The sequence below is a fragment of the Agromyces fucosus genome, assembly GCF_004134865.1.
In the GTDB taxonomy this organism is placed as follows: Bacteria; Actinomycetota; Actinomycetes; order Actinomycetales; family Microbacteriaceae; genus Agromyces; species Agromyces fucosus.
Window position 1 is genome coordinate 181903 of record NZ_SDPO01000003.1, and the last position, 26546, is coordinate 208448.

Annotated in this window: 30 protein-coding genes; 22 read left to right on the forward strand and 8 right to left on the reverse strand. The window is 71.2% G+C overall.

Annotation, left to right across the window (positions count from 1 at the left end):
• Positions 1-265 precede the first annotated feature (265 nt).
• The 5 genes from ESP57_RS12360 to ESP57_RS12380 all read left to right on the forward strand — a co-directional run bounded on the left by ESP57_RS12360 (position 266) and on the right by ESP57_RS12380 (position 4474).
• Positions 266-625: a GntR family transcriptional regulator gene (locus tag ESP57_RS12360; protein WP_129231812.1), complete on the forward strand. Its 360-nt coding sequence runs from the start codon at positions 266-268 to the stop codon at positions 623-625.
• Positions 622-1527 carry an ABC transporter ATP-binding protein gene (locus tag ESP57_RS12365; protein ID WP_129231813.1) on the forward strand — a complete coding sequence of 302 codons (906 nt, stop codon included), beginning with the start codon at positions 622-624 and terminating at the stop codon, positions 1525-1527. Before ESP57_RS12360 ends, ESP57_RS12365 begins: the two co-directional genes overlap by 4 nt.
• Entirely contained in the window at positions 1524-2294 is a 771-nt protein-coding gene (locus tag ESP57_RS12370) for a hypothetical protein (protein ID WP_115960306.1), read from the forward strand. The genes ESP57_RS12365 and ESP57_RS12370 overlap by 4 nt, the downstream gene beginning before the upstream one ends.
• A gap of 162 nt (positions 2295-2456) precedes the next feature.
• The gene (locus ESP57_RS12375; protein ID WP_056012119.1) at positions 2457-3158 is read left to right on the forward strand and encodes an ABC transporter ATP-binding protein; all 702 of its coding nucleotides are present in this window, start codon (positions 2457-2459) and stop codon (positions 3156-3158) included.
• On the forward strand, positions 3155-4474 hold the full coding sequence (locus ESP57_RS12380) for an FtsX-like permease family protein (protein ID WP_129231814.1): 1320 nt from the start codon (positions 3155-3157) through the stop codon (positions 4472-4474). The genes ESP57_RS12375 and ESP57_RS12380 overlap by 4 nt, the downstream gene beginning before the upstream one ends.
• Positions 4475-4503: 29 nt before the next feature.
• Here ESP57_RS12380 and ESP57_RS12385 read toward each other — a convergent pair whose 3' ends face one another.
• On the reverse strand, positions 4504-4986 hold the full coding sequence (locus ESP57_RS12385; RefSeq protein ID WP_056012114.1) for a hypothetical protein: 483 nt from the start codon (positions 4984-4986) through the stop codon (positions 4504-4506).
• Positions 4987-5168: 182 nt separating this feature from the next.
• On the opposite strand from ESP57_RS12385, the gene ESP57_RS12390 reads away from it, so the two are divergent.
• From ESP57_RS12390 to ESP57_RS12415, 6 genes are all read left to right on the forward strand, one after another.
• Entirely contained in the window at positions 5169-5828 is a 660-nt protein-coding gene (locus ESP57_RS12390) for a DUF998 domain-containing protein (protein ID WP_056012111.1), read from the forward strand.
• A 67-nt stretch (positions 5829-5895) separates the two neighbouring features.
• The gene (locus ESP57_RS12395) at positions 5896-6264 is read left to right on the forward strand and encodes a YciI family protein (protein WP_056012108.1); all 369 of its coding nucleotides are present in this window, start codon (positions 5896-5898) and stop codon (positions 6262-6264) included.
• Positions 6264-7529: an RNA polymerase sigma factor gene (locus ESP57_RS12400; RefSeq protein ID WP_129231815.1), complete on the forward strand. Its 1266-nt coding sequence runs from the start codon at positions 6264-6266 to the stop codon at positions 7527-7529. Before ESP57_RS12395 ends, ESP57_RS12400 begins: the two co-directional genes overlap by 1 nt.
• On the forward strand, positions 7522-7863 hold the full coding sequence (locus ESP57_RS12405; protein WP_056012100.1) for a chorismate mutase: 342 nt from the start codon (positions 7522-7524) through the stop codon (positions 7861-7863). Before ESP57_RS12400 ends, ESP57_RS12405 begins: the two co-directional genes overlap by 8 nt.
• Positions 7864-7901: 38 nt before the next feature.
• On the forward strand, positions 7902-8822 hold the full coding sequence (locus tag ESP57_RS12410) for an SDR family NAD(P)-dependent oxidoreductase (RefSeq protein ID WP_082571480.1): 921 nt from the start codon (positions 7902-7904) through the stop codon (positions 8820-8822).
• On the forward strand, positions 8819-9013 hold the full coding sequence (locus tag ESP57_RS12415; protein WP_056012099.1) for a hypothetical protein: 195 nt from the start codon (positions 8819-8821) through the stop codon (positions 9011-9013). Before ESP57_RS12410 ends, ESP57_RS12415 begins: the two co-directional genes overlap by 4 nt.
• A 21-nt stretch (positions 9014-9034) precedes the next feature.
• Here the strand turns inward: ESP57_RS12415 and ESP57_RS12420 are convergent, their stop codons facing one another.
• From ESP57_RS12420 to ESP57_RS12430, 3 genes are all read right to left on the reverse strand, one after another.
• Positions 9035-9580, reverse strand: a complete 546-nt coding sequence (locus ESP57_RS12420) for an OsmC family protein (RefSeq protein WP_129231816.1) — start codon at positions 9578-9580, stop codon at positions 9035-9037.
• 106 nt (positions 9581-9686) lie between these two features.
• Positions 9687-10910, reverse strand: a complete 1224-nt coding sequence (locus ESP57_RS12425; protein WP_235507755.1) for an alpha-D-ribose 1-methylphosphonate 5-triphosphate diphosphatase — start codon at positions 10908-10910, stop codon at positions 9687-9689.
• Entirely contained in the window at positions 10907-11644 is a 738-nt protein-coding gene (locus ESP57_RS12430) for a GntR family transcriptional regulator (protein ID WP_056012096.1), read from the reverse strand. Before ESP57_RS12430 ends, ESP57_RS12425 begins: the two co-directional genes overlap by 4 nt.
• Before the next feature lie 287 nt (positions 11645-11931).
• On the opposite strand from ESP57_RS12430, the gene ESP57_RS12435 reads away from it, so the two are divergent.
• The 10 genes from ESP57_RS12435 (at position 11932) to erm (ending at position 21564) form a co-directional block, all read left to right on the forward strand.
• Positions 11932-12858: a phosphate/phosphite/phosphonate ABC transporter substrate-binding protein gene (locus tag ESP57_RS12435; RefSeq protein WP_056012093.1), complete on the forward strand. Its 927-nt coding sequence runs from the start codon at positions 11932-11934 to the stop codon at positions 12856-12858.
• Between the two features lie 56 nt (positions 12859-12914).
• A complete protein-coding gene (phnC, locus tag ESP57_RS12440) occupies positions 12915-13784 on the forward strand; it encodes a phosphonate ABC transporter ATP-binding protein (protein WP_056012091.1) in 870 nt (289 codons plus the stop codon).
• Positions 13781-15538, forward strand: coding sequence for a phosphonate ABC transporter, permease protein PhnE (phnE, locus tag ESP57_RS12445; RefSeq protein WP_129231817.1), 1758 nt, complete (start codon positions 13781-13783; stop codon positions 15536-15538). The genes phnC and phnE overlap by 4 nt, the downstream gene beginning before the upstream one ends.
• On the forward strand, positions 15535-16740 hold the full coding sequence (locus tag ESP57_RS12450) for a TIGR03364 family FAD-dependent oxidoreductase (protein ID WP_129231818.1): 1206 nt from the start codon (positions 15535-15537) through the stop codon (positions 16738-16740). Before phnE ends, ESP57_RS12450 begins: the two co-directional genes overlap by 4 nt.
• A complete protein-coding gene (locus ESP57_RS12455; protein ID WP_129231819.1) occupies positions 16737-17588 on the forward strand; it encodes a phosphonatase-like hydrolase in 852 nt (283 codons plus the stop codon). The genes ESP57_RS12450 and ESP57_RS12455 overlap by 4 nt, the downstream gene beginning before the upstream one ends.
• Before the next feature lie 10 nt (positions 17589-17598).
• A complete protein-coding gene (locus ESP57_RS12460) occupies positions 17599-18756 on the forward strand; it encodes an alcohol dehydrogenase catalytic domain-containing protein (RefSeq protein ID WP_129232156.1) in 1158 nt (385 codons plus the stop codon).
• 50 nt (positions 18757-18806) lie between these two features.
• Complete coding sequence (locus ESP57_RS12465) at positions 18807-19499, forward strand: endonuclease/exonuclease/phosphatase family protein (protein ID WP_056012083.1); 693 nt, start codon at positions 18807-18809, stop codon at positions 19497-19499.
• On the forward strand, positions 19496-19915 hold the full coding sequence (locus ESP57_RS12470; RefSeq protein ID WP_056012080.1) for a hypothetical protein: 420 nt from the start codon (positions 19496-19498) through the stop codon (positions 19913-19915). Before ESP57_RS12465 ends, ESP57_RS12470 begins: the two co-directional genes overlap by 4 nt.
• Positions 19916-19962: 47 nt before the next feature.
• A complete protein-coding gene (locus tag ESP57_RS12475; protein WP_129231820.1) occupies positions 19963-20469 on the forward strand; it encodes a hypothetical protein in 507 nt (168 codons plus the stop codon).
• Between the two features lie 282 nt (positions 20470-20751).
• Positions 20752-21564 carry a 23S ribosomal RNA methyltransferase Erm gene (gene erm / locus ESP57_RS12480; RefSeq protein WP_129232157.1) on the forward strand — a complete coding sequence of 271 codons (813 nt, stop codon included), beginning with the start codon at positions 20752-20754 and terminating at the stop codon, positions 21562-21564.
• On the opposite strand, the gene ESP57_RS12485 is transcribed toward erm, so the two are convergent.
• The 4 genes from ESP57_RS12485 to purL all read right to left on the reverse strand — a co-directional run bounded on the left by ESP57_RS12485 (position 21545) and on the right by purL (position 24995).
• Positions 21545-21772 (reverse strand): PLDc N-terminal domain-containing protein, encoded by a 228-nt coding sequence (locus ESP57_RS12485; protein WP_129231821.1) that lies wholly within the window; start codon positions 21770-21772, stop codon positions 21545-21547. The genes erm and ESP57_RS12485 overlap by 20 nt on opposite strands.
• Positions 21773-21867: 95 nt before the next feature.
• Entirely contained in the window at positions 21868-22161 is a 294-nt protein-coding gene (locus ESP57_RS12490) for a hypothetical protein (RefSeq protein WP_129231822.1), read from the reverse strand.
• 2 nt (positions 22162-22163) lie between these two features.
• On the reverse strand, positions 22164-22658 hold the full coding sequence (locus ESP57_RS12495; protein ID WP_129231823.1) for an NUDIX hydrolase: 495 nt from the start codon (positions 22656-22658) through the stop codon (positions 22164-22166).
• A 48-nt stretch (positions 22659-22706) separates the two neighbouring features.
• Positions 22707-24995, reverse strand: a complete 2289-nt coding sequence (gene purL, locus ESP57_RS12500) for a phosphoribosylformylglycinamidine synthase subunit PurL (RefSeq protein WP_243648551.1) — start codon at positions 24993-24995, stop codon at positions 22707-22709.
• A gap of 328 nt (positions 24996-25323) precedes the next feature.
• Between purL and ESP57_RS12505 the strand changes: the two genes are divergently transcribed.
• Positions 25324-26541 (forward strand): MFS transporter, encoded by a 1218-nt coding sequence (locus ESP57_RS12505; protein WP_129231825.1) that lies wholly within the window; start codon positions 25324-25326, stop codon positions 26539-26541.
• The last annotated feature ends 5 nt before the right edge of the window (positions 26542-26546 follow it).

The following is a 26546-nucleotide window of genomic DNA, read 5'->3' on the forward strand; positions in this document are numbered from 1 at the left end:
GCCCTAACTGCATGCCACCCGCGCCTCCGCTGCCCTGGGCCGCCCCATCCGCTGCCGACTGCGCCGCACCTACTCTGCGCCTGCGCAGTTCAGGACCACTCGTGTCGCACGGGACACGAGATGTCGGGTGTCCCGTGCGACACGAGTGGTCCCGACCGCGACCGAACTCGGGGTTGACAGCCGCACACGTACATGGTTGGTTAGTTACACAAGTAATGAACCAACCAAGGTTCTTGCGCAGAACACGGCACACAGTTGGGCGGACATGGACGAATCGCGTCCGATCTTCATCCAGATCGCAGAGCAGATCGAGAACGACATCATCGACGGCACGCTGCCCGAGGGCGGCCAGATCCCGTCGACGAACGAGTTCGCGTCGTTCCTCCGCGTCAATCCGGCCACAGCACTGAAAGGGGTGACCCGCCTTGTCGACGACGGCATCGTGGAGAAGCGAAGGGGCATCGGCATGTTCGTGACGACCGGTGCCCGCGAACGGCTCGTCGAACGCCGGCGGGCGGGCTTCGCCGCCGAATTCCTCAGACCACTCATCATCGAGGCCGAGAAGCTCGGCATCGGCATCGACGAACTCGCGGGCATGCTCCGCGCGGAAAGGATCGAATCATGACCGGCACAGTGGTGCGCGCCACGGGCCTCACGAAGCGCTACGGCTCCTTCACGGCCGTCGACGCGGTCGACTTCACACTCGAGGAGAACCGCATCTACGGACTCCTCGGCCGGAACGGCGCGGGCAAGACGACGATCATGCAGCTGCTCACCGGCCAGCTCTTCGCGAACGCCGGTTCGCTCGAGGTGTTCGGCCGCGAGCCGGCCGAGCACGCCGACGTACTGCGACGCATGTGCTTCATCGCCGAGTCGCAGCGCTACCCCGAGGACTTCACGCCGGCGCACGTCTTCAAGTCCGCACCGTGGTTCTTCGAGAACTGGGATGCCACGTTCGCCGAGCAGCTCGTCGCCGACTTCCGCCTGCCGGTGAAGCGACGCATCAAGAAGCTCTCACGCGGTCAGCTCTCGGCCGTCGGCGTGATCGTGGGTCTCGCGAGCCGCGCACCGCTGACGTTCTTCGACGAGCCCTACCTCGGCCTCGACGCGGTCGCACGGCACATCTTCTACGATCGCCTGCTCGAGGACTACGCCGAGCACCCGCGCACGATCGTGCTCTCGACCCACCTCATCGACGAGGTCGCGAACCTGCTCGAACACGTGATCCTCATCGACCAGGGGCGGATCCTCCTCGACAGCGACGCCGACGAGGTGCGCGGCTCGGCCACCACCATCGCCGGACCCCGCGCCGTGGTCGAGTCCTTCGTCGCCGACCGGCCCGTGATCGGGCGGGAAGGCCTCGGCGGACTGGCTTCCGTCACCATCGACGGTCGTCTCGAACAGCGCGACCGCATCCAGGCAGCCGAGCTCGGCCTCGAGCTCGCGCCCGTCTCGCTCCAGCAGCTCATCGTGCACCTGACCGGCACCGACCTCGCCGGTTCGACCGAACAGGAGGCAGCAGCATGACCGCCGTCGCGACCGCACCCGTCGTGCGCACCGAGACCCGCTCGCGGGCCCATGAGATCTGGCGCATCCTGCGCCTGCACGCCGTCAATCCGTGGATCTTCTTCGGCATCCCGTGGATCATCCTCGGCGCCGCCTGGGCGATCTCCATCATCATCACGCTCATCATCCGGGCGGGTTCCGGCGGGGACGTGACCACCGAAGACCTCGAGAACATGCGTTACAGCTGGGCCGTGCTCTCGCCGCAGTGGTACCTCGTGGTGGTCGGCGTGCAGGCGATCGGCCTCACCTTCTCGTTCGCCCTCGGGTTCGGCGCGACGCGCCGCGATTTCTGGGTCGGTACGAGTGCCATGTTCGTGCTCGTCTCGGTGATGTACGCGGTGGCGATCGCGACGCTCGTGCAGCTCGAGATCGCGACGGGCGGCTGGTGGCTCGGCACGCACATGTTCGATGCGCTCTGGTACGGCCAGAGCTGGATCGTCGACTTCTACACGAGCTTCGCGCTGCAGCTCCTCGTGCTCTTCATCGGCGCGAGCGTCACGACCGTGTACATGCGGTGGCGCATCCCGGGCATGCTGATCCTGTTGTTCAGCGTGATCGCCCTGCTGCTCGTCGCGATCGCGGCGGTCACGCTCAGCGGCTCGTGGCCCGCGGTGTTCGCGTGGTTCGGGAGCATCGGCATCGTCGGGGTCTTCACCGTGATCCTGGCGCTCGCAGCCGTCTCCGCCGTCGTCGGGTTCTTCGTGATCCGGTGGGCGACACCCCGCTGATCGAGCGGGTCATGGGCCGCGGCGCGGCATCCGGTGGGGGTCGGATGCCGCGCCGCATCCGTCTGCGAACCGCACTGTCATCCGGGAGGATGACGAGGGCGGCGCACGAATACGGCGCGCGACCGACGCGCCGCCCCGGCCCGCCCCGGCAGGCTCGAGGGTATGAGTTCCTTCGTGATCGAGGCATCCGGCCTCAGCAAGTCGTTCGGCCAGACGCATGCCCTCTCGGGCGTCGACCTCCAGGTGCGCACCGGGGAGGCGATCGCCATCATGGGCGCCTCCGGCTCGGGCAAGACGACCCTCCTGCACTGCCTCGCGGGCATCACCCGCCCCGACGCCGGCACGGTCGCCTTCCAATCGGGAGCGGGCCGGGTCGACGTCACGGCGCTCGGCGAGCGCGAGCGTTCACGGCTGCGGCGGGAGGCGTACGGCTTCGTCTTCCAGCAGGGGCTGCTCATTCCCGAGCTCACGGCGGTCGAGAACGTCGCGCTGGCCCTCATGCTGAACGGGATGCCGCGCGCCCGCGCCGAGGAGTACGGGCGCGGTTGGCTCGGGGCGCTCGGCCTCGCCGGCATGGAGGACCGCCGGATCGGCCAGCTCTCGGGCGGCCAGGCGCAGCGCGTCGCGATCGCGCGGGCGCAGGTGACCGGGGCATCCGTCGTCTTCGCCGACGAGCCGACGGGCGCGCTCGACTCGGCCACCTCGGCCGAGGTGATGCAGGCGCTCCTCGACTCGACGACCGGTCAGGGCCGCACCCTCGTCGTCGTCACGCATGACGCGGATGTCGCGGGGCGGTGCACCCGCATCGTCGACATGCGCGACGGGCGCATCGTTGGCGAGCGCGTGCCCGGAGTCGCGGCATGATCGCCCGCGTCGCGTGGCTGCTCGCCCGGCCCGGCACGGCCGGTGCCGCCGCGAGCCTCCTGCCCGTCACGGCCTTCGCGATCGTGACCTCGCTGCTCCTCGTCGTGCTCGGCGGCGCGCAGTCGTTCTGGACGTGGCCCGACGAGATCGGCGTGACCTACCAGGCGCTCGCGGTCATCGCCCTCGTGCTGCTCGTGGTGCCGCTCGCCTCGCTCGGCGGCGCGGCCGCGCGTCTCTCGGCACGGCGCCGCGACGACCGGCTCGCGACCCTCCGGCTGCTCGGGGCGACGCCGGCGACGGTCTCGGAGCTCGCCGTGCTCGAGTCGGTCGTGCTCGCCGCGGCCGGCGCCGTCGCGGGCGTCGTGCTGTACTTCCTGCTCGTCCCGCTCGTCGCGCTGATCCCGTTCCGCGGCGAGGCCCTCGGCGTCGACGGCGTGCTGCTCGGCGTGCCCGCGCTCGCCGCCGTGTTCGGCGGCGTCGTGCTGCTCGCCGCGGCGAGCGCCGTGCTGGGCCTCCGCCAGGTCGTGATCTCGCCGCTCGGCGTGCGCACGAAGCAGGACGCCCCGAAGCTGCACTGGCTCCGCATCGTGCTCGGCATCGCGGTCATCGCGCTCGCGTTCCTCATGATGTCCGTGCTGCAGGTGGCGGGCTCGGTGATGATCATCCTCGGGATGCTCGGCGCGGCCTTCGGCGGCACCATCGCGGTGCTGAACCTCATCGGTCCGTGGGTCATCCGGCTCGTCGCGCAGTCGCAGGCGAGGCGCGCGAAGACCCCCGCGCGGCTGCTCGCAGCCCGGTCGGTGCTCGAGTCGCCGAAGGCGGCCTGGCGGCAGGTCTCTGGCGTCGCGATGACGAGCTTCATGGCCGTCTTCGCGGGTACCGGCATCGCGCTGCTCGACTCGTTCGGCGAGGCGGGCGACGTGGAGTCGCAGCAGCTCTTCGCCGACATCCGCACGGGCATCCTCATCACGGTGATCGGCTCGTTCCTCATGGTCGCGAGCTCGGTCGGCGTGAACCAGGCCGCGGGCATCCTCGACCGCGGCGAGCTGTACCGCTCGCTCGACATGCTCGGCATGCCGACGCCGACCATGGACGCCGCGCGGCGCCGCGCGGTCATGTCGCCGCTGCGCATCACGGCGCTCGGGTCGGCGGTGACCGCCGCCGTCGTGATGCTGCCGCTCACGGGCGCCGCGATCATCGTCGCGCCGCTGTCGCTCGCGGTCATCGCCGGCGTGCTCGCCGCGGGCATCGGGGTCGTGTGGCTCGGCCTCCTCGCGACGAAGCCCATGCTCGAGCGGGCGGCGGCGGGCGCCTGAGCCGCCGCCGCCACTGAGCAACGCCACGATCAGACGCGTGTCATCGTCGACGGGTAACCGCCGTCGCCCGGGTAGACCCAGGCCCCGTCGACGACCCGGTCGTCCGCGCTGAAGGTGCCCCGGAAGTAGGCGGGACTTCCCTTCGCGCCGCCCCAGATCGTGAGCACGTCGCCGACGAGCTCGTAGACGTAGTCGAGCGTGTTGCCCGCCGAGTCGTAGAAGCGCGAGACGACGTCGGCGCCCGCGGGTTCGCCGAACGGGTGCAGGTGGCCGATCACCTCCAGGCCGGTGATCGGCTGCCCGAACTGGCTGAGCTCGACGTGCTGCAGCAGGAAATGGCCGCCCTGCATCCACTCGTAGCGAACAGTGCCCTCTGCGCCGCCGGTCACCGTCCAGGTGCCGACGAGTCGGTCGAGCGCTCGCACCTCGAGCGAGGGCACCTGCGGTTCGCCGAGTCCGAAGGCGTCGATGTCGCCCGTGGTCGGGTCGGTGGTCGCGGTGTCGTCGTTCATGGTCGTTCCTCTCGTTCGCGGCGCACCGGTCTGCGCCGTCACGGATACCTCGGAGCCGGCGTCCCGGCCTTGACATCCGGGCCGGAGATCTCCCCGACGAATCTCGGCGGCGATGTCAAGACGGTGTCGGCGACTCCGAGGTAGCGGTACAGGAACGATTCCGAACCCACCGGGAGGACACCATGACCGCACACCTCGACCACCGGGCACGCGCCGAGTCGCCGACCGGCGCTCGACGCGAGTCCACTCGCCGCCTCGCAGCGGCCGCCGCGCTCGCCGGCCCGCTCTTCTACGCCTCGGCGATCATCCAGATGCTCACGCGGCCCGGCTTCGACCTGCGCGTGCACCCCATCAGCCAGCTCTCCACCGGGACGCTCGGGTGGATCCAGATCGCGACGTTCGTGCTCACTGGCCTCGGCGTGATCGCCCTCGCGATCGTGCACCGCCGGGTCGTCGTCGAAGGGTTGGGCAGACGTGCCGCGCCGCTCTTCATCGGCATCTTCGGCGCCGGGTTCGTCGCGGCCGGGTGCTTCACGATGGATCCGCAGCTCGGCTTCCCGCTCGGAGCGCCGCAGGGAGTCGTGCCGATGTCGTGGCACTCGGTCGTGCACTCGGCGGCCGCCGCGATCGCGTTCACCGCGCTCGCGGTCGCCTGCATCGTGCTGCTCGTCCGCGACATCCGTCGCCGCGCGGTCTGGCCTGCCATCGGCAACGGTGTGACCGCCCTGGTGCTGCTGCTGCCCGTCACCCCGGAGAGTGCGAGCGTGCAGGTCGCGCTCACCGGCGTCATCGCCTTCACGTGGACGACGCTGGTCGCGCTGAGACTCCGACGGGCCGCGTGACCCCTCGATCCCCATCATCGATTCGAATAGCGTGGCGTCGACGGCGCCTTCTGGAAGGACATCGCTCATGAAGTTCCTCGTGCTCAGCTACACCCCGGCCGCCGACTGGGACGCGGCGACCGCCGACACCCCGTCGGAGGAGGCGCTCGCCGCCTTCGCCGCCTACCAGGAATTCGAGGCGGAGCTGCGCGAAACCGGCGAGTTCGTGACGAGCGAGGGCCTCGGTCACCCCGCCGTGACCACCACGGTGCGCAGGACCGAGTCCGGCGTGGTCGCCACCGACGGTCCGTTCGCCGAATTGAAAGAGGTGCTCGCGAGCTTCGCCGTGATCGACGTCGCGAGCCTCGAACGGGCCCGCGACATCGTCAGTCGAATGGTCGTCGTACTCGGCGAGCCGATGGAGATCCGTCCGATCATGGGCGACGACTTCGCCTGATGCCCGGTGACCGGGTGATCGAGCACCTGCTGCGCTCCGAGGCGCCGCAGGTGCTCGGCGCGATCGTGCGTCGATTCGGCCGCTTCGACGTGGCCGAGGACGCCGTGCAGGAGGCGCTCATCGCGGCGAGTCGGCAATGGCCGGCCCAGGGTGTTCCCGAGGAACCCCGCAGCTGGCTCATCCGCGTCGCCTACCGCAGGATGATCGATCTGCTCCGCTCCGAGCAGGCCGCGCACCGCCGGGAGGAGGAGGCCGCGGCATCCGACCCCTCGCTCTTCGACCCGAACACGCCGGGGCCGGCGGTCGTCGATCACGACGACAGCCTGCACCTGCTCGTGCTGTGCTGTCACCCGGCGCTCAGCGCGGGCTCGCAGATCGCGCTGACGCTGCGAGCCGTCGGGGGACTCACGACGGCGGAGATCGCGCACGCCTACGGCGTCTCCGAACCGACCATGGCCGTGCGCATCAGCCGTGCCAAGCAACAGCTGCGGAAGGCGGGTGCCCGGTTCGAGCTTCCGCCCGACGGCGACCGGCGCGCCCGCATCGACGCCGTCATGCGGGTGCTGTACCTGATCTTCAACGAGGGCTACACCGTCAGCTCCGGCGATGAGCTCGGCCGTCGCGACCTCACGGACGAGGCGATCAGGCTGGCCAGGATGCTGCAGCGCATGCTGCCGGCCGAGCCCGAACCCGAGGGGCTCACGGCGTTGATGCTGCTCACCGAGGCTCGACGCGCGGCGCGAACGGATGCCTCAGGCCAACTCGTGCCGATGGCCGACCAGGACCGCGGGCGATGGGACACGGAGATGATCGAGGAGGGCAAGGCGCTCATCGAGCGAGCGTGGGGTCGCCGGAGCGTCGGCACGTATCAGCTGCAGGCCGCGATCGCCGCCATGCACGTCGAGGCCGCCTCCGTCGACGCGACCGACTGGCCGCAGATCGCCGCGCTCTACCTCGGGCTCGAACAGCTCGAACCCACCGCTCCGGTGCGCCTCTCCCGGGTCGTCGCCGTCGCCCACGCCTACGGCGCGACGCGCGGCCTCGCCCTCCTCGACGACCTCGACCGTGCCCACGGCCTCTCGGAGGATCCGCTCGTGAGTGGACGGGTGCGCGCGGTCCGCGCACATCTCCTGGGCCGCGCCGGCGACCACGAGCTCGCCGGCGAGGAGTTCAGGGCGGCCGCGGCGATGACCGGGAACCTCATCGAGCAGCACTACCTGGAAGACCGGGCCGAGCGGATGGAAGTACGCTCGAAGCATGAGTGACGGGTCCTTCGACGAACGAGATGCCGCGATGAGCGAGCTGCTCGGCATCCGGTCCAGCATCGACAACATCGACGCGGCGCTCATCCACCTGCTCGCCGAGCGCTTCAAGTTCACCCAGCAGGTCGGCCGGCTCAAGGCGACGCACGGCTTGCCGCCGAGCGATCCCGACCGCGAGCGGCGTCAGATCGCCCGGCTCCGGAACCTCGCGATCGACGCGCACCTCGACCCGGCCTTCGCCGAGAAGTGGTTCAACTTCGTCGTCGCCGAGGTGATCCAGCACCACGAAGAGCTCGCCAACGGCGCGGCGGCACCCGGCGCCGCCGACGAGCTGTGAGCCCCGAACTGTGAGCCACGAACGATGAGCTCCGAGCTGTGAGCTGGTACCCGACGGCGATGCCGTCGCAAGCGGGCAAGCGGTATCTCGTCACCGGTGCGAACGCGGGCATCGGCTTCTTCACGGCGGCACGGCTCGCGGGCGCGGGCGCGCACGTCGTGCTCGCCGGCCGCAGCCCGGAGCGGCTCGAGGCGGCGATGGCGGCGATCCGCGGCGCGCGCCCCGAGGCATCCGTCGAACCGCTCGTCATCGACACGGCCTCGCTCGACTCGGTGCGGGCGGGTGCGTCCCGACTGCTGCACCGCCCGCCGTTCGACGGTGTCGTGGCCAACGCGGGCATGGTGCACACGCCCGACCAGCGCCTCGAGTCGCCCGACGGCAACGAGCTCGTGCTCGCGACGAACGTGCTCGGCCACTTCGCCCTGCTCGCGCAGCTGCTGCCGAACCTCGCGCCGGGCGGGCGCATCGTCATGCTCGGGTCGCTGTCGAGCCGGCTCTCGACGTTCCGCATCGACGACCTGCAGCTCGAGCGGGGCTACGACCCCTGGCGGGCCTACGCGCAGTCGAAGATCGCCACGCAGGTGTTCGCCTTCGAGCTCGATCGGCGGCTTCGAGCCGAGGATGCACCGCTCTCGAGCCTCGTCGCCCACCCGGGCTACTCGGTCGGCGGCAGGACCCCGCGAGTGCCAGGCGTCAACGAGCCGTCGACCGGCAAGCGATTCCGCGACGCGTTGCAGGGGGCGTGGGCGCAGGGCAAGCACCGCGGCGCCGAAGTGCCGCTGCATGCGCTCACCGCGCCGGGCGTCGAGGGAGGCCAGTTCTGGGGGCCGCGGTGGTCGACGAAGGGCGCGCCCGCACTGCAGACGCCGACGCGCACCTCGACGGATGCCGCGATCGGCGCCCGATTCTGGGCGTTCGCCGAGCAGGCCACCGGCACGACGTTCACCGTCGGCGCATGAGCGAGCCCGCCGAGAAGCCGCGGTTCTTCGCACGGCCGAAAGTGCGCCGCATCCTCTCGCGCACCGTGGTCGCCGTCGGCATCGTGCTCGCCGTGATCGGCGTCGTCTCGGGCCGCTACGGGTGGCTCTTCGCGGGCATCATCGTCGTCGGCCTCGGCGCCGCGATGGGGCCGGGGCGCATCCGCCGCTGAGCCCAGGGCCGGTACGCCGGCTCAGCTGAGCACCACGGTCGTCGGCACGGGGTTCTGGAAGAGATCGAGCACCGGGCAGTGCGCGTCGACGGTCTCGCGGAGCGTCTCGTAGCGGTCGGCGCTCTCGGGGCCACGGAGGTTCACGACGAGTCGCACCTGGCTGAAGCCGGCCCGCACCGACTCGTCGATGCCGAACAGCTTGCGTGCGTCGAGGTCGCCCTCGGCCGTGATCTCGATGTCGTCGACCTGGATACCGAGAGCGCCGGCGTACAGGCGGTAGACCACGATCTGGCAGGAGATGAGCGCGGCGAGGGCATACTCAACGGGGCTCGCGGCCACGTCGTCGCCGGCGAGGGCGGCGGGCTCGTCGACCTCGAAGCGGTGGCGGCCGGCGGTGATCGCGGTCGCGACGGCACCGGTGCCGCGGCCGGTCACGGTGTAGGTGAGGTGGGCGGCGTCGGGAGTGCGCTCGATGCGGTCGGCCCATGCGGCGCCGGCTGCGGCGAGCCGCTCTGCACGCTCCGCAGGCGGGAAGACGGTCGTGGCGGTGTCGTCGAGGAGTATCATGCCCGAACGATATGGGGCGAGCGAGGCGGACTGCTCGCGGCGTGTCACCCGGCGCAACGGATCGTCACACGGCGACGACGAGTCGACGCGGCCGCGGCCGCCGCAGCTACGCGGTCAGCGTCGCGAGCACGCGCGGCCAGGCGCCGTCGAGGTCGGCGAGCACGAGGTCGGCACGAAGGCCGGGCCCGATCGCGCCCCGGTCGCCGAGCCCGACCGCCGCGGCGGGACCGCTCGTCACGAGGCCGACGGCCGCGGGCAATGAGCACGAGCCGTCGGCGGCGAGTCGCACGACCGCGCCGAGCTGGGCGTCGGGCAGGTAGTCCGAGGCGAGCGCGTCGACGAGGCCGGCCGCGATCAGCTCACCGGCTGAGACGTTGCCGGCGTGCGAGCCGCCTCGCATCGCGTTCGGGGCGCCGGCGACGACCAGGAGGCCGCGGCGCCGTGCGTGCGCGGCCGCCTCGAGCGTCGTCGGGAACTCCGCCACGGCGCCGCCGCGGTCGACGAGTTCGTCGACGTCCTGGCGGGTCGCGGGGTCGTGGCCGAACAGCCGGATGCGCCCGGCCCGCGCGAGCTCGCCGAGCCACGCGAGTGTTCGGTGCCCGACCTCGGTGCGGTCGTCCCTCGATGAGCGCCACCATTCCACATGCGTCGCCGCCTCCTCTGGCGACATCCCCTCGCCCTCGACCATCCACCGGTGCATGGTGGCGGGGTCGGCGTACTGGCCCTGCCCGGGCGTGTGGTCTTCGTGCGAGACGACGAGTACACGATCGCCAGCCGCGGCGATCCGCGAGTCGAGGGCGGCAGCGCCGACCGCGCAGCGCACGTCGACGCGATGCAGGATCTGCATCGCAGAAGACCCCACGGCGTCGATCGCATCGGCGACGTGCTCGGCCGGCGGCGAGCCGATCGGCAGGCCGACCGCGCTCCGCTCCTGGAACGCGACGCCCTGGAACGCCGTCGTGATGCCGGCCGCACGAACGCGACCCTCCGCGGCGGCGAGCGCGAAGCCCACCGGAACCGACGCACCGGGCCTCGGTCGCAGCTCGCGGCCCACGGCGTCGCCGTGCACGTCGACGAGACCCGGCAGGCACATGGCGCCGCGGCCGTCGACATCGGCGCCCCCGCCCGGTGGGTGCGGCTCGATGGCCTCGATGATCCCCGAGCGCACCACGATGCGGGCATCGTCGACGATCCGGTCGGGCAGCACCGCCCGCACGTGGCCGAGCACGTAGTCGGCAGGCGGACGGCCGAGCGGCCACCCCGAGGCATCCGTGCGCTTCGCCGTCGCAGCGACGCTCGCTGCCGTCCCGGCCGCCACCGCGGTCGTCACGCCGACGCCCCTTCCGGCGGGACGTGCCCGCCGAGCTCGAACACGACGCGCATGGCATCGGCGCGGATCCACCGGCGGGTGAAGCACAGGAGCCGGCCGGTGACCCCGTCGCGGTTGACGCTCTCGACGAGCCAGACCGGGTCGCCGGTCGCGCACTCGAGGCCGTCGGCGACATCGTCCCCGGCGACCTCGATGCTTGCGCGCGACGATGCGCGCTCCGGCGAGGCAGCGGCCATCTGCCGCAGGATCTCGTGCAGCGACGTCTCGTGGCGGATCGCCGTCGGCAGCTGCGGGAGCACGTCGAACGGCACCCACTCGTCGCCCCACGATGCCGGCAGGTCGTCGGTGAACGAGCGGCGCCGGAGCCGGTAGGCCGACTCGCCGGCGGGCCGGCCGAGGTGGCTCGCGACATCGATCGGCATCTTCAGCGGCTCGCAGGACAGCACGATGCTGCGCGGCACCGCCCCCGCCTCTCGCACGGTGCGGCTCCACGACGGAGCCCGATCCGCCGAGATGATGTAGTCGATCCGCTTCGCGGTGTAGGTGCCGCCGCCCTTGATCCGGCGCACGAGCATCCGTCGCTGGAGTTCCTGCATCGCGGCGCGCGCAGCGGCGCGGCCGACGCCGAACCGCTCGGCGATCTCGTGCTCCCCGGCTACCTTGGTGCCCGGCGGCAGCTCGGCGAACTCCGCCGCCAGCAGCTCGGCGATCTGACGGAACCTCGTCTCTGGCATGCGGTGAAGTCTCGCCCGCCCGGGTGAACTGCAGGTGAAGTCGACGCAGCGACTCCGCCGAATCGCCGAATCGCCGTGCCGCCGCATCGCCGGACCGCGACGGCGCGACGACCCGTCGTGGACCCACGGCGGAACCTGCTCGAACAGCGGGCACGGAGCCGCCGCCTGTGGTTCACCTTCCGGTAACCATGCAGCCGTCGCTCGTTGGCGGCGGCTGCCTACGTTGGGGCAACGGAACACACACAGCATGCGCCTGCACCGGGCGCAGCGGTCATGAAAGGTTTCCGATGAAGCTCAACACCAAGGCTTGGCCCGCGATCGCCGCAGCGGCCCTGCTCACCGTCGGCCTCGCTGCATGTTCGTCGCCCTCCACGGCTGACGACACGGCCGCGGATGCCTCGGCCGGCACCTTCGCCGTCGACGAGAACACGCTCGTCTTCGGCGTCGTTCCCGACTCGGTCGACACCGAGACGAACTACCAGCCCCTCATGGACTACATCGCGGAGGAGACCGGCAAGACGGTCGAGTACCACGAGTCCACCGACTACGCCGCGCTCATCGAGGCCGCCGTCGCCGGCAAGATCGACGTCGCCTCGTTCTCGGGCTTCACCTACGTGACCGCCACCAACAACGGCGCCGCCCTCACCCCGATCTCCTCGATCATCACCGAGGAGGGCCAGGAGCCCGGCTACTTCTCGCAGGCGATCGTGCCCAAGGGCAGCGACATCACCGACCTCGCCGGCTTCAAGGGCAAGAAGGTCTGCTTCGTCGACCCGTCGTCGACCTCGGGCTACCTGTTCCCGAGCTACAACCTGCTGAACGAGGGCATCGACCCCGAGACCGACGTCACGCCGGTGTTCGCGGGCAAGCACGACGTCTCGGTCACCAAGACCGGTGAGGGCGTCGAGTGCGAGGCCGGCTTCGCCGAGGACAGCGAAGTCGAGAAGAGCGACAAGGTCGAGGTCATCTCGGAGACCATGGTCCCCGGCGCCCCGATCGTCATGTCGAACACGCTGCCCGAAGAGCTGCAGACGCAGCTCACCGACATCCTCAGCGAGGTCACGATCGACGAGATCATCGCCGCCGGCATCGACAGCGCCGACAGCGACGGCTTCCGCAGCGTGTTCTTCGCAACGTCGCCGGTCGACGACGAGTACTACGACACCATCCGCGACATCTGCGAGAAGACGAACGCGGAGCAGTGCCAGGGCTGACGCCTCGGCACTGACCACGGTCGAAGAAGCACGGAACAGGGAACACGGAGCACCGCATGAGCACCCAAGTCGGCAACGAGGATTCAGTCGTCATCGACGTCTCCGGACTCACGAAGGAGTTCGGCCGCACCGTGGCGCTGCAGGGGGCGTCGCTCACGGTCGCGCGGGGGGAGATCGTGGTGCTCCTCGGGCTCTCGGGCTCGGGCAAGTCGACGCTGCTGCGGCACCTCGACGGGCTCGAGACCCCGACCTCCGGTTCCGTGCGCGTGCTCGGCCAGGAGGTGCCGCGCCTCACGGGGCGGCGCCTCCGGGCCCTGCGCAGCCGCATGGGCTTCGTCTTCCAGCAGTTCGACCTCGTGCCCTCGCTGACGGTGCTCGAGAACGTGCTGACCGGCGCGCTCTCCGAGCTGCGCGGACCGCGCATCGGACTCTGGAGCTACCCCAAGCGGCTGAAGCTCACGGCCCTCGGCCACCTCGACCGGGTCGGCCTCCTCGACCGGGCCTACCAGCGCGCCGACACCCTCTCGGGCGGCCAGCAGCAGCGCGTCGCCATCGCACGCGCCCTCATGCAGGACCCCGAAATCCTCCTCGCCGACGAGCCCGTCGCCTCGCTCGACCCGGAGTCGAGCGAGCAGGTCATGTCGCTCATCCGCGAGATCGCGATGGACGAGGGCCTCACCGTCGTCTGCAGCCTGCACCAGGTCGACCTCGCGCTCTCGTGGGGCGACCGCATCGTCGGCCTCCGCCATGGCGAGGTCGTGCTCGACACCCCCGCCGAGGGGCTCTCCAAGGCCGAGGTCATGGAGATCTACGGCCGGGTCGCGACGTCGACCACCGAACTCGAGGCGATCGAGGTCGAGCTGTCGGATGCCGCGGCAGACGCCGCCGCCGAGACCCACCTCGCCGACGGCGCGCTGCGCTCATGAGCCTCATCACCGCGACGCCGCCGGCTCCGTCGGCCCCGCCGCCCGCACCCTCGCCGTCGATCGCCGATCGCGCGCCCCGCCGCCGCGTCTCGCCGGAGCGCATTGCCGCGATCCTCGCGCTCGGTGCGATCGTCGTGGCATCCGTCATCGCCCTCGCCGACTCGGGCATCTCGATCCCGAGCATGATCGAGAGCTGGGGCAACGCCGAGCGGTTCTTCGCCCGCGTCGGCACCATCACCTTCCCCGAGCCGGGCGAGCTCGTCTACCTGACCGCCCTCACGATCGGCCTCGTGCTCTGCGGCACGCTCCTCGCCGCGGTGATCTCCGTGCCGATCGCCTACCTCGCCGCGTCGAACACGACGCCGGGCCGGGGCTGGCAGGCGTTCGGTCGCTTCGTCACGGTGCTGACCCGTGCGATCCCCGACGTCGTGCTCGCGATGGTCTTCGTGCTCATGTTCTCGCTCGGGTCGCTGCCCGGCATCCTCGCGATCGGCATCCACTCGATCGGCATGATCGCGAAGCTCTTCGCCGACGCCATCGAGCAGATCGACGAGGGCCCGCGCCGCGCCATCCGCGCCGCCGGCGGCTCGAAGCTGCAGGAATTCACGAGCGGCATCCTGCCGCAGGTGCTGCCGTCGTGGGTCGCGACCGTGCTGCACCGCAACGACATCAACCTGCGCGGATCCGTCGTGCTCGGCTACGTCGGCGTCGTCGGCCTCGGCATGGAGATGTCGTTCGCCTTCAAGTCGCTGAACTACTCGGAGGGCCTCGGCATCGCGCTCGTGATGTTCGCGCTCTGCGTCGTCATGGAGATCGTCTCGAGCGTCGTGCGCCAGGCCATGCTCGGCGGCGCGCCGACCGGGCGCGGCCTGGGTGACCGGGTCGTGCGCCTCGCCGGTCGAGCCGGCGCGAAGCGCGGTGTCGAGACCACGCCGGTCGCTCGACCGGCGGTGTCGCACGACCTCGACGCGGCGCTCCGCCGCCCGTGGGACGCCGTGCGCATCCGCAACACCGTCTGGGGCTGGCTCGCGTTCGCGGTCGTCGTCGGCAGCGTGCTCGTCTGCAACATCCAGTGGGGCGACCTCATCACCTTCTGGGCCAAGGTGCCCGAGATCGCCGTGCAGTTCTGGCCGCCGAGCTTCGGCAACTACGACGCTGCGACGATGTTCGGCGCGATGGCGCAGACGATCGGCATCGCCCTCGCCGCCACCCTCCTCGCGTTCGTCGTCTCGGTGTTCGTCGGCTCGCTCGCCGCTCGCAACGTCGCCCCGAACGGCACCGTGCGTACATCGATGCGACTGCTGCTCGTCGTGATCCGCGGCATCCCCGAGGTGATCCTCGCGATCGTGCTCATCGTGATCACGGGCCTCGGCAGCCAGGCGGGCACGCTGGCCCTCGCGTTCGGCGGCATCGGCCTGCTCGGCAAGCTCATCGCCGACTCCTTCGAGGAGGTGAAGCCCGGGCCCGAGCGTGCACTGCGCGCCACCGGTGCGAGCCGCGGTCAGGTCTACGCCTCGGCGACGCTGCCCCAGGGCACGCGGGCGCTCATCGGCCACAGCTTCTACCTGCTCGACACGAACATCCGCGCGGCGACGATCCTCGGCATCGTCGGCGGCGGCGGCATCGGCTACTACCTGCTGAACGCCGGGCAGGGCTCGAACTACGCGGTCGTGACCGCGATCGTGCTGATGATCCTCGTCACGGTGCTGATCGTCGAGGGCATCGCGATGTGGATGCGGCGGGTGTTCAAGTGAGCGCGGCATTCGACGTCGCCGTCGTCGGCTCGGGCATCGTCGGACTCGGTGCCGCGCTCGCCGCACATCGCCGGGGGCTCCGGGTCGTCGTGATCGAACGGGGCAGCGAGCCCGCCGGGGCATCCGTTCGCAATTTCGGGCACCTGTGCTTCACCCCGCAGGCCGGACTCGCCCGCGAGTTCGCACTCACCTCCCGCGAACTCTGGCTCGGGCTCGCCCCGGATGCCGGCGTGTGGCTGCGCGAATCGGGCACCCTCGTGGCCGCCCGCCGCGGCGACGAGCTCGCGGTGCTCCGCGACCTCGCCGAGACGCGCGGTGGCGAGGTCGAACTGCTCACGGCGGCCGAGGCCGAAGAGCGGATGCCGCTCGCCCGGGGCACGGCCGTCGGCGGCGCGTTCCTCCCGCGCGACCTGCAGGCGAATCCCCGTCAGGCCGTCGCCGCGATCGCTGCGCACCTCGAGCGCGAGGGCGTCGAGTTCCGCCGCCGCACGGCGGTCGGCGCCGTGCGTCCGGGCCGCGTCGAGACCAGCCGCGGCCCGATCGACGCCGACCGCGTGATCGTCGCGGTGAACCACGACATCGACCTGCTCTACCCCGAGGTCGCCGAGCGGCACGGCATCGTGCGCTGCGCGCTCGACATGCTGCGCGTCACGGCAGAGCTGCGGATGCCGCTGGCCGCACCGCTCCTCACCGGCTGGTCGCTCGTGCGCTACGGCGCCTTCGCGGCCACCCCGGCCGCCGCGACCCTGCGCGAGCGGCTGCACGCCGAGCGGCCCGACCTCGCCGCGCTCGACCTGAACCAGATGTACACGCGGCTGCCGGACGGCACGCTCGTCGTCGGCGACACGCATGCCCGTGGCATCACCGTGCCGCCGTTCCAGCCCGAGTTCGCCTTCGAGGCGATGCTCGAGGAGACGCGTTCGCTCTTCGGCATCGAGGCGCTGCGCGTCGTCGAGCGGTGGCAGGGCGTCTACGCGAGCGGGCCCGACGACTTCCTCATCGAGGAGGTCGAACCCGGCGTGCACCTCGTCGCCGCCACGACCGGCATCGGCATGACGACGGGCCTCGGGCTCGCCGAGCACGTCGTCGCCGGCTTCTCCGACGAGCCCGCCGGCGGCCAGCCCGCCGCCGGCGACGCTGCCGCCGACCTGTCGGGCTTCGGCTCGGCGCCCACGACCACCCTGCAGAAAGGCGCATCATGACCGCGAACCCCTCCACCCTCCTCTCCGACGACGAACTCGCCGAGCGCGACGAGCTGGCCGAACTCTCCGAGACGGGTGCTCCCGGAGCTCGTGCGCTTGCTGCGGAGCAGCTCGACGAGCAGCTCGAGGAGCTCGACGACGACGACCTCGACGACGACGACGAGTCGGGCGACATCGAGCTGATCGTGCTCGACATGGCCGGCACGACCGTCGCCGACGACGGCGTCGTCGAGCGGGCGTTCGCACTCGCCGCGGAGCGCAGCGGCATCGCGACCGGCGAGGCCTTCGAGGCCGCCCTCCAGTACGTGCGCGACACGATGGGCCAGTCGAAGATCGACGTCTTCCGCGTGCTCGCCGACGGCGACGAAGACGCCGCCCAGCGTGGCAACTCGGCGTTCGAGGGCGCGTACGCGGAGCTCGTCGCGAGCGAGGGCGTCGCCGAGATCGCGGGCGCGGCGGACGTGATCAGGGAGCTGCGCGCCGCCGGGGCATCCGTCGTGCTCACGACCGGTTTCTCGCCCGTGACCCGCGACGCGATCATCGACGCGCTCGGCTGGCACGATCTCGCCGACGCCGTGCTGTCGCCGGCCGATGCCGGCCGCGGCCGTCCGCATCCCGACATGCCGCTCACTGCGCTGCTGCGCACGGGCGCGAGCGCGGTCGACGCGATGGTCGTCGTGGGCGACACCGCGAGCGATGTCTTGTCTGGTGTCAACGCCGGTGCCGGTTTCGTCGTCGGCGTGCTGAGCGGGGCCCACGACCGGGAGGCGCTCGAGGCCGCCGGCGCCGACGCCGTCATCGACAGCATCACCGAGCTGCCCGCGCTGCTCGGCCTCCGCGGCGAGTAGCGGCGTGACCATGCACACCGTCGAGCGGGTCGGAGAGCTCGACATCATCGTCAAGCCCTCGCCCATCGCCATGGTCTGGTACGAACCGGGTCGGCCGCACGAGGCGCTCGCGGCGCCCGGAGTCCGGCTCGCGCCGGGGGAGGCGCTCGTCGAGGTCGAGCTCGCCACGATCTGCGGCTCCGACGTGCACACCGTGAGCGGTCACCGCTCGGCGCCTGCACCGCTCGTGCTCGGGCACGAGCAGGTCGGCCGCGTCGTCGCCCTGGGCGACGGCGCCGTGCGGGCCGACGGCACGCCGCTCGAACTCGGCGATCGCGTCGTCTGGTCGGTCACGGTCAGTTGCGGCGACTGCGACCGGTGCCGCAGGGGGCTCGCCCAGAAGTGTCGCACGCTCGCCAAGTACGGACATGAGCGAGTGCACCGCGGCTGGGAGCTGTCGGGCGGATTCGCCACCCACGTGCAGTTGCGCGCCGGTACCGCGACGGTGCGTGTGAGCGAGACGCTGCCTGCAGCCATCGCCGCGCCCGCCTCGTGCGCGACGGCCACCGCGGTCGCCGCCCTCGACGCCGCTGCGGCGCGGGTCGAACTCGACGGAGCCCTCCTGCTCGTGACGGGGGCGGGCATGATCGGGCTGTCGGTCGCGGCAATGGCCGTCGAGGCGGGCGCCGAGGTCATCGTCGCGGACCCGGATGCCTCGCGGCGCGCGTTCGCCCGGCGGCTCGGCGCCGTCACGGTCGACCCGCTCGCCCGCGGCGCCGCGCCCGAACGACTCGACGCCGTGCTCGCCCGCTTCGCGGAGCGCGGGCTCACCGAGGTGCTGGTGGCGATCGAAGCCTCGGGCACGGCGGCAGCGGTGCGCACCGTGCTCGACGTCATCGGGGTCGGCGGCGTCGCCGTGCTCGTCGGCAGCGTGTCGCCCGGGTCGGAGGTGAGCCTCGACCCCGAGACGATCGTGCGGCGCCTCGCCACCGTGACCGGTGTGCACAACTACACGGCGGTGCAGCTCGAGCGCGCGGTCGCGTTCCTCGAGCGGGCATGGCAGCAGCTGCCCTTCGAGGAGCTCGTGGGGGCGACGCATCCGCTCGCCGAACTCGACCTCGCGCTCGAGGAGGCCGCGACGGGACTGCACGTGCGCGTCGGCGTGGCGCCCGGTCGCCGTCTGATCTGATCCGAGATTCTGGGGCCGACGGGAGCCGGGGGACGTAGGCTGATCGAACCATGCGCGTGATCAGCTACAACCTCCGCAAGCACCGGGCGAGTGGCGAGCTCGTCGGCCTCGTCGAGCGCTACTCGCCCGACATCCTCTGCCTGCAGGAGTGCGACACGCAAGACCTGCCGCAGCAGATCCACGATCTGCAGCTCGCCGATGCGACCCAGCGCAACCGGCTCGGCCTCGCGCTGTACTACGACGCCGAGCGGTTCCGGGCGGTGCGCATCCAGGCCTTCGCACTGAAGAAGTCGTTGCACGACCGGCTGCTGCGGCCCGCGCACGAGCGCCTCATCGGTGTGCGGCTCTTCGACAACGAGGCGCAGCGCGAGCTGATCGTCGCCTCGTTCCACGCGGCACCGTTGACCGCGCTGAACTCGCTGCGACGCCACCAGATCAAGTCGGCCCTCGGTGAGCTCCAGTTCCTCGGCCCCGGCCTGCCCACCCTCATGGTCGGCGACTACAACTACCCGATCTTCAAGGAGAACCTCGGCGAGAAGGTGCGCGACTCGGGCTACGACCTGACGCTCAGCGACAAGCGCACGTATACGCGGTACAAGTTCTTCCGCGGTCACTTCGATCTCGCGACCTCGGTCGGTCTCGACATCGCCGGCGTCGAGACGCTCGCGCGGGGGTCATCCGATCACATGCCGATCCTCGTCGACGCCGACTACAGCGTCGCGGTGCCGGCGAGCGCCCCGTGATCGGTCGCGAGCTCGCCCTCGCGCTGCGGGACGCCGGACTCGTGTGGACCCCCGAGTCGGGCGACCGCTTCGCACTCGACCTGCCCGACACCGTCGAATCCGAAGTCGAGGCCGAGGTGTTCACCGTCAGCGAGATGACGATCGAGCCGCAGGCGTTCTCGACCGACACGGTGCTCGGCTTCAACGGCACGACCGAGTGGGCGCTCGACTCGGTGTCGGTCGGAGACGCCGTCTGGCTGCCGCGCGAAGACCAGCTGCGGGAGTTGCTGCGGGCGACCTTCCGGGCGCTCCGACGCCTCGACGACGCGTTCGAGGTCGAGATCGAGCTCGGCGGCGAGACCCGCCGGTTCGAGCACCCCGATGTGGCCGAGGCGTACGGCCTCGCGCTGCTGGAGCTCATCGGGCGTTCGCGATGACGGATGCCTCGGAGCCGCCGTCGGCTCGGTCGACCGGGTCTTCGGCCGTGCTGCAGACACTTGACGCCGCGGGCGCCACAGCCGCGGCCGAACTCGGGCGTCACGATGCTCGCGACGAGGCGCTCGCCGAGTACGTGCCCGAGCGACGCACCCTCGGCGTTCCGCGTGCGGCCCGGATGACGCCGCTCGGCCGGGTCTGGCGCCTCGGCGTGCTGCTCGTCGACCCCGACGGACGGCTCTTCGCGACCGGCCGGGTCGTTCGTGCCGAACGCCCCGTGCGGCGGAGCGCTCCCGCCGCGTCGATCGCCGAGCAGCGTGCCTTCGCCGCGGCCGCCGTGAAGGGCGGCTTCGCCGAGGGCGAGACGGTGAACTTCGGTGCCGTACCCGTCGACCCCGACGAGCTCGTGCACGCCGCGGCATCCGGACCGCTCGTGGTGGTCGGCGACGCGCTGTTCGTGCGCTGGAACCCGGCGCAGCCCGATGCTCTGACGCCGCTCGATCGCTACCTCGCCGACCGTGTGGAGCTGCTCGTGAATCCGCCGTCGGGCGCCTGAGCTGTTGACGTCGCGTTCCCGTTTGCTAGGGTCGACGATCGTGTCCTGCAAATTCTCCGCACTGATCATTCGGCCCCGCACCGCCTGAGGCGGAGCGACCGAACCATCACACGCGTCCCTCCGCCTCGGCCATGACGACCCTGGCCGCGGTGCCCGTTCGGCGCGCCCGGCTGACGATCCTCGCCAGCGGAGTTCTCATTGCGTACGCACAACCCTTCTTCTCTTCCCTTCTCGTCTTCTGCCTCCCGTTCCGGTCGGTCCGCCCGTTCGCAACGGGCACCGATCCCGTCGTCGGCGCTTGCACGACCGGCGTTCGGCGGCCGCCAGGAGCTCGGCCAGAACTTCCTCGTCGATCGCCGCGTCGTCGACGGGTTCGTCGCCCTGACGGCCGCCACTCGCGGCCCGATCGTCGAACTCGGCGCCGGCAGCGGCGCGATCACCCGCGAACTCGCGGCGCTCGGCCGGCCGCTCACCGCGATCGAGATCGACGGGCGCCGGGCCGGTTCGCTCCGTCGTGAGTTCGAGCACGACGCCGACGTGACGATCCTCGAGGCCGATGCGCTCGCGTGGCGGTTTCCCGCGGCACCCCACGTCGTCGTCGGCAACGTGCCGTTCCATCTCACGACGGCCATCATGCGATCGCTCCTCGCCCGCGGGCACTGGACCGACGCGATCCTGCTCACCCAGTGGGAGGTCGCGCGGCGCCGGTGCGGGGTGGGCGGTTCGAGCCTGCTCACGGCTCAGTGGGACCCGTGGTTCACGTTCCGCCTGCACGAGCGCGTGCCGGCTCGGGCGTTCAGGCCGGCGCCGTCGGTCGACGGCGGTGTCTTCACGATCGAGCGGCGCCATGAGTCGCTCGTGCCGACGGCAGACCGTTCCGCGTACCAGGCGTTCGTCGCCGAGGTCTACCGCGGGAAGGGGCGCGGGCTCGCGCAGATCCTCCGCCGCACCTCGCGGCCGGTGCCCGCTGAGCGGGTTCGCGGGCTACTGAGCTCGGCGGGTGTCGCTGCCGACGTGTTGCCGAGCCGGCTCACCGGCGCGCAATGGGCCGCACTCTGGGCCGGGTTGCGCCCGACTACCGGAGGTCGCGGCTGATGCGGATGCCGAACGGGTGCGGGCCGGCGGCGAACCACACGATGGAGCCGACGAGCGGGAAGCAGATCACCGCGATCGCCCAGATCCAGCGCTCGAGTTCGTTCAGCTCATCGCTGCGGATGATCAGCGACACGACCCAGACGATGGCGGCGAGGTACGCGATGCCGACGATGATCGCGAGGAGGTTCCACACGAAGAATCCGTCCATCGTCTCGCTCTCATACGCCTGCCGGTCGGCCGTTGCGCCGACACCATGGCCGACAGGCTACCGCGAGAGCCGCGGCATCCGCTCGCGCCGGCGGCTCATGGAACTCGCCGACCGGGCTTCCCATCGTCGTCCCCGGTACCGCGTTCGGAGCCCTGCGTCTCCTGCTCCTGGATCGACTCGATGATCGAGTCCTGCAGTCCCCGCTGCCCGGTATGGAGCTCCTGGTACTTCTCGCCGGCGCTCATGAGCGGCCCGAGTGCATGCCGGAGGCGCGAGCGGGTGCCACGCGGTGCGCGGAACCAGCGCACGACGATGCCGACCACGATCGCGAGGGCGAACAGCGCGACCGGCACCCATATCAGGGCGAGCGGCCACGAATCGGGGGCCATGCTCAGAATCCGTACGGCGTGATCGGGGAGAGGGCGCCGTCGCGCAGCGCCTCGAGAATCGCGAGCTCGTGCGGCACCACGGGATCGGGCAGGGCGTCGAGCGGGAACCAGCGGAGCTCGACGGCCTTGTCCTCCATGAGACTCGGCTCACCGCGCCATGCCGTCGCGCTGAAGAACACGTCGATGCGCTCCTCGATCGCGCGGTGCGGGTCGCCTCCCGTGCGGTGCATGACGGTCAGCACGGTGAGCGCCGACTCGTCGAGCTCGACGCCGAGTTCCTCGCGAGTCTCGCGCGCGGCGGCAGCCAGCAGCGACTCGCCCTGCTCGACGTGGCCGGCGGCACCGCACGCCCAGTGCTCGTCGAAGTAGCCCGTGCCGCGGCGCAGCTGCAGCAGCACCTCGTCGCCGCGCCGGAGCACGACGTAAGCGGCCGGGATGACCGCGAAGCGACCATGGGACGCCGCGTAGGCCTCGGTGTACGACTCGGACTCGGTCACGGGGTCTCGATACGCTTCGCTACTCGACCAGCGGCTGAGCCGGTCGGGTCAGTAGCCGACGATGGGGCCGAACGCGTCGGCGAGCGGCGCGCGGTTGATGCCGCGCAGCTCGTCGATCGAGACGGTGAAGAGTCCCTGCACCTCGAGGGCTCCGGATGTCGCGTCGGTCACGCCGATGCGGCGCACCGGGTAGTCGCGCCCATCGCAGAGGCCGCGGAACTTCACGTCGTCTTCGCGCGGTACCGTCACGATGACGCGGCCCGTCGACTCGGAGAAGAGCGCGGTGGCGAGGTCGATGTCGGCGTCGCCGGCGACCTCGTCGAGCACGACGCGGGCACCGAGGCCGAAGCGGCCGACCGCCTCGGCAAGGGCGATCGCGAGGCCGCCGTCGGAGAGGTCGTGCGCCGAGTCGATGAGGCCCTCGATCGCCGCCGCGTTCAGCAGCTCGGCGAGGCGCTTCTCACCGGCGAGGTCGACGGCCGGCGGGCGACCGCCGAGGTGGCCGTGCACGACGCCGGCCCACGCGGAGCCGTCGAGCTCGAGCGTGGTGTCGCCGAGGAGGTAGATGTTGTGTCCGTCGTCCTGCCATCCCGACGGGATGCGGCGGGCGACGTCGTCGATCACGCCGAGCACGGCGATCACGGGCGTCGGGTGGATCGGCACGTCACCGGTCTGGTTGTAGAACGAGACGTTGCCGCCCGTCACGGGGATGCCGAGCTCGAGGCATCCGTCGCTGAGGCCTTCGACCGTCTCGGAGAACTGCCACATGACCTCGGGGTTCTCGGGGGAGCCGAAGTTCAGGCAGTCGGAGACGGCGGCGGGCACCGCGCCCGAGACGGCGACATTGCGGTACGCCTCGGCGAGTGCGAGCTTCGCACCCTGACGCGGGTCGAGCTGCGAGTAGCGGCCGTTGGCGTCGGTCGCGACCGAGACGCCGAGGCCGGACTCCTCGTCGACGCGCACCATGCCAGCGTCGTCGGGGTAGCTGAGGGCCGTGTTGCCGAGCACGTACTTGTCGTACTGGTTCGTGACCCACGCGGCATCCGCCTGGTTCGCCGAGCCGACGAGCTGCAGGAACTGCGCGCGGATCCCCTCGGGCGTCACCGGGCGGTCGAGCTTCGCGGCCGTGTCGGCCTGCAGGGCGTCGATCCAGGTGGGGTAGGCGACGGGACGCTCGTAGACCGGGCCGTCGACGGCGACGGTGCGCGGGTCGACGTTCACGATCTCCTGGCCGTGCCACATGATGCTCAGGCGACCCGTGTCGGTGACCTCGCCGAGCACGCTCGTCTCGACGTCCCACTTCTTGACGACCTCGAGGAAGCCGTCGAGCTTCTCGGGGCGCACGATCGCCATCATGCGCTCCTGGCTCTCGCTCATCAGGATCTCTTCGGGCGTGAGCGTCGGGTCGCGCAGCAGCACGTCGTCGAGCACGATCGCCATGCCGCCGTCGCCGTTCGACGCGAGCTCGGAGGTCGCGCACGAGATGCCGGCCGCGCCGAGGTCTTGGATGCCCTCGACGAGGTCGCCCGCGAAGAGCTCGAGGCAGCACTCGATGAGCACCTTCTCGGCGAAGGGGTCGCCGACCTGCACCGCGGGGCGCTTGGTCGGGCCACCCTCGTCGAAGCTGTCGGACGCGAGGATCGACGCGCCGCCGATGCCGTCGCCGCCCGTGCGGGCGCCGAAGAGCACGACCTTGTTGCCGGCGCCCTTGGCGTTGGCGAGGTGCAGGTCTTCGTGGCGCATGACGCCGACCGCGAGGGCGTTCACGAGCGGGTTCGCCTGGTACACCGGGTCGAACCAGGTCTCGCCGCCGATGTTCGGCAGGCCGAGGCAATTGCCGTAGAAGCTGATGCCCGAGACCACGCCGTGCACGACGCGCGCGGTGTCGGGGTGGTCGATGGCGCCGAAGCGCAGCGCGTCCATGACGGCGACCGGGCGTGCACCCATCGAGATGATGTCGCGCACGATGCCGCCGACGCCGGTCGCGGCGCCCTGGAACGGCTCGATGTAGCTCGGGTGGTTGTGGCTCTCGATCTTGAAGGTGACCGCCCAGCCCTCGCCGACGTCGATGACGCCCGCGTTCTCGCCCATGCCCACCATGAGGTTCTTCTTCATCTCGGGCGTGACCTTCTTGCCGAACTGGCGAAGGTAGATCTTCGACGACTTGTAGGAGCAGTGCTCGCTCCACATGACGGAGTACATCGCGAGCTCGGCGCTCGTGGGGCGCCGGCCCAGGATGTTGCGGATGCGCTCGTACTCGTCGGGCTTCAGGCCCAGTGCGGCGTACGGCTGCTCCTTCTCAGGAGTGGTGGCCGCGACCTCGACGGTGTCGAGCACCGGAGTCGTGGCGTTCCCCGAGCCGGTCGAGGGGGCAGCGGGGGAGGCTGTTGCTTCAGTGGTCACGAGTGGCGAGCTCCAGAGAACGGCGGCGGGCGGATGCCGCGGGGCGAATGCCTGACCCGACGAGTCTACCGGCCCGCTCACGTGAGCACGCCCGCGGTCCGCGTGGTGCTCAGCGCCCTCGCGCGCCCCGACCGGTAGAATGCTGAGTGGTCGTCGCATTCCCGGCGGCCCTGGGCGCGCACAAAGCGCGCAGTCGACCCGCCGTTGCGCTCGCGGAGCCCCGCCCCGCGCCCGCGGGAACGCCCTTCGTTCAGGTTTCCTCATGACGCCGTCAACTCCGTACTACTCCACCTCCTCCACCCCGGCCGTGATGCCGCCCTTCCCGTGGCTGGGCCTCATCGTGCTCGCCGCCGCGGTCTTCCTCTCGGTCACGATCGAGATGATCCCGACCGGCCTGCTGCCCGACATGAGCCGTGAGCTCGAGGTCGGCGAGCCGCTCATCGGCCTGCTCGTGACCGTCTTCGCGGCGACCGTCGTCGTGCTCACCGTGCCGCTCGCGAGCCTCACGAAGAAGGTGCCGCGCCGCACGCTCATCGTCATCAGCCTCGCCGTGCTCGCGGTCAGCTGCGTGCTCACCGCGCTCGCGCCCAACTACGGCACGGTGCTCGCCACCCGCATCCTCGGCGGTGCCGCCCACGGCCTGTTCTGGTCGGTCGTCGGCGCATACGCCGGACACCTCGTACCGAAGGAGCAGCTGGCGCGCGCCGTGTCGATCAGCGTCGCGGGCGGTTCGCTCGCCTTCGTGCTCGGTGTGCCGCTCGGCACCGCGCTCGGCCAGGCCTTCGGCTGGCGCCTCGCGTTCGCCGGCATCGGCGCCCTGACTCTGCTCGGCGCGCTGCTCGTGTGGCGCTTCCTGCCTCCCGTGCGTCACCACGCCGGTGAAGCGGATGCCGCCCCCATCCGCTTGCGCAGCGACGCCACGTTCGTGCCGGTGCTCGTCGTCTGCCTCATCACGGCCGTCACGATGGTCGGCGCCTACACGTTCTACACGTACGTCGCGCCGTTCATCACCGACGTCATGGGCATGGCGCCGAGCGCGATCAGCCCGATGCTGCTCGCCTACGGCATCGCGGGCGCGGTCGGCCTGCTGCTCGCCGGCACGGTGCTCGGACGTCGCCCGACGGTCGGCCTCGCGGTCGCGCTCGTCGCGACGGCGCTCGGCGTCACGGGACTCGCGCTCTTCCCGCAGGTGCCGGGCGTGGGCATCGCCTGCTTCCTGCTGTGGGGCACGGCGTTCGGCGCCCTCCCGCCGATGCTCAACACGCGCCTGCTGCACTCGGCGTCCTCGCGCATCCGCGACGCCGCGGCATCCTTCTACACGACCGCGTTCAACTCCGGCATCGGCGGCGGCGCGCTTCTCGGCGCCATCCTCTTCGGCGTGATCGGCCTCGGCGGCCTGCCGTGGGTGTTCGTCGGACTGCTCATCTGCTCGACGACCGCCCTCGTCTGGACGGCGCTCGTCAACCGCGTGCATCACTGACGAGC

Coding starts and splice junctions, on each gene's coding strand:
- ESP57_RS12420 (WP_129231816.1), bottom strand. CDS start 9,580: ATGATACTCCTCGACGACACCGCCACGACCGTCTTCCCGCCTGCGGAG.
- ESP57_RS12405 (WP_056012100.1), top strand. CDS start 7,522: ATGAGTGACGGGTCCTTCGACGAACGAGATGCCGCGATGAGCGAGCTG.
- phnC (WP_056012091.1), top strand. CDS start 12,915: ATGAGCACCCAAGTCGGCAACGAGGATTCAGTCGTCATCGACGTCTCC.
- ESP57_RS12395 (WP_056012108.1), top strand. CDS start 5,896: ATGAAGTTCCTCGTGCTCAGCTACACCCCGGCCGCCGACTGGGACGCG.
- ESP57_RS12390 (WP_056012111.1), top strand. CDS start 5,169: ATGACCGCACACCTCGACCACCGGGCACGCGCCGAGTCGCCGACCGGC.
- ESP57_RS12415 (WP_056012099.1), top strand. CDS start 8,819: ATGAGCGAGCCCGCCGAGAAGCCGCGGTTCTTCGCACGGCCGAAAGTG.
- ESP57_RS12485 (WP_129231821.1), bottom strand. CDS start 21,772: ATGGACGGATTCTTCGTGTGGAACCTCCTCGCGATCATCGTCGGCATC.
- phnE (WP_129231817.1), top strand. CDS start 13,781: ATGAGCCTCATCACCGCGACGCCGCCGGCTCCGTCGGCCCCGCCGCCC.
- ESP57_RS12360 (WP_129231812.1), top strand. CDS start 266: ATGGACGAATCGCGTCCGATCTTCATCCAGATCGCAGAGCAGATCGAG.
- ESP57_RS12505 (WP_129231825.1), top strand. CDS start 25,324: ATGACGCCGTCAACTCCGTACTACTCCACCTCCTCCACCCCGGCCGTG.
- ESP57_RS12430 (WP_056012096.1), bottom strand. CDS start 11,644: ATGCCAGAGACGAGGTTCCGTCAGATCGCCGAGCTGCTGGCGGCGGAG.
- ESP57_RS12435 (WP_056012093.1), top strand. CDS start 11,932: ATGAAGCTCAACACCAAGGCTTGGCCCGCGATCGCCGCAGCGGCCCTG.
- ESP57_RS12455 (WP_129231819.1), top strand. CDS start 16,737: ATGACCGCGAACCCCTCCACCCTCCTCTCCGACGACGAACTCGCCGAG.
- ESP57_RS12490 (WP_129231822.1), bottom strand. CDS start 22,161: ATGGCCCCCGATTCGTGGCCGCTCGCCCTGATATGGGTGCCGGTCGCG.
- ESP57_RS12460 (WP_129232156.1), top strand. CDS start 17,599: ATGCACACCGTCGAGCGGGTCGGAGAGCTCGACATCATCGTCAAGCCC.
- ESP57_RS12380 (WP_129231814.1), top strand. CDS start 3,155: ATGATCGCCCGCGTCGCGTGGCTGCTCGCCCGGCCCGGCACGGCCGGT.
- ESP57_RS12385 (WP_056012114.1), bottom strand. CDS start 4,986: ATGAACGACGACACCGCGACCACCGACCCGACCACGGGCGACATCGAC.
- ESP57_RS12375 (WP_056012119.1), top strand. CDS start 2,457: ATGAGTTCCTTCGTGATCGAGGCATCCGGCCTCAGCAAGTCGTTCGGC.
- ESP57_RS12400 (WP_129231815.1), top strand. CDS start 6,264: ATGCCCGGTGACCGGGTGATCGAGCACCTGCTGCGCTCCGAGGCGCCG.
- ESP57_RS12365 (WP_129231813.1), top strand. CDS start 622: ATGACCGGCACAGTGGTGCGCGCCACGGGCCTCACGAAGCGCTACGGC.
- ESP57_RS12370 (WP_115960306.1), top strand. CDS start 1,524: ATGACCGCCGTCGCGACCGCACCCGTCGTGCGCACCGAGACCCGCTCG.
- ESP57_RS12465 (WP_056012083.1), top strand. CDS start 18,807: ATGCGCGTGATCAGCTACAACCTCCGCAAGCACCGGGCGAGTGGCGAG.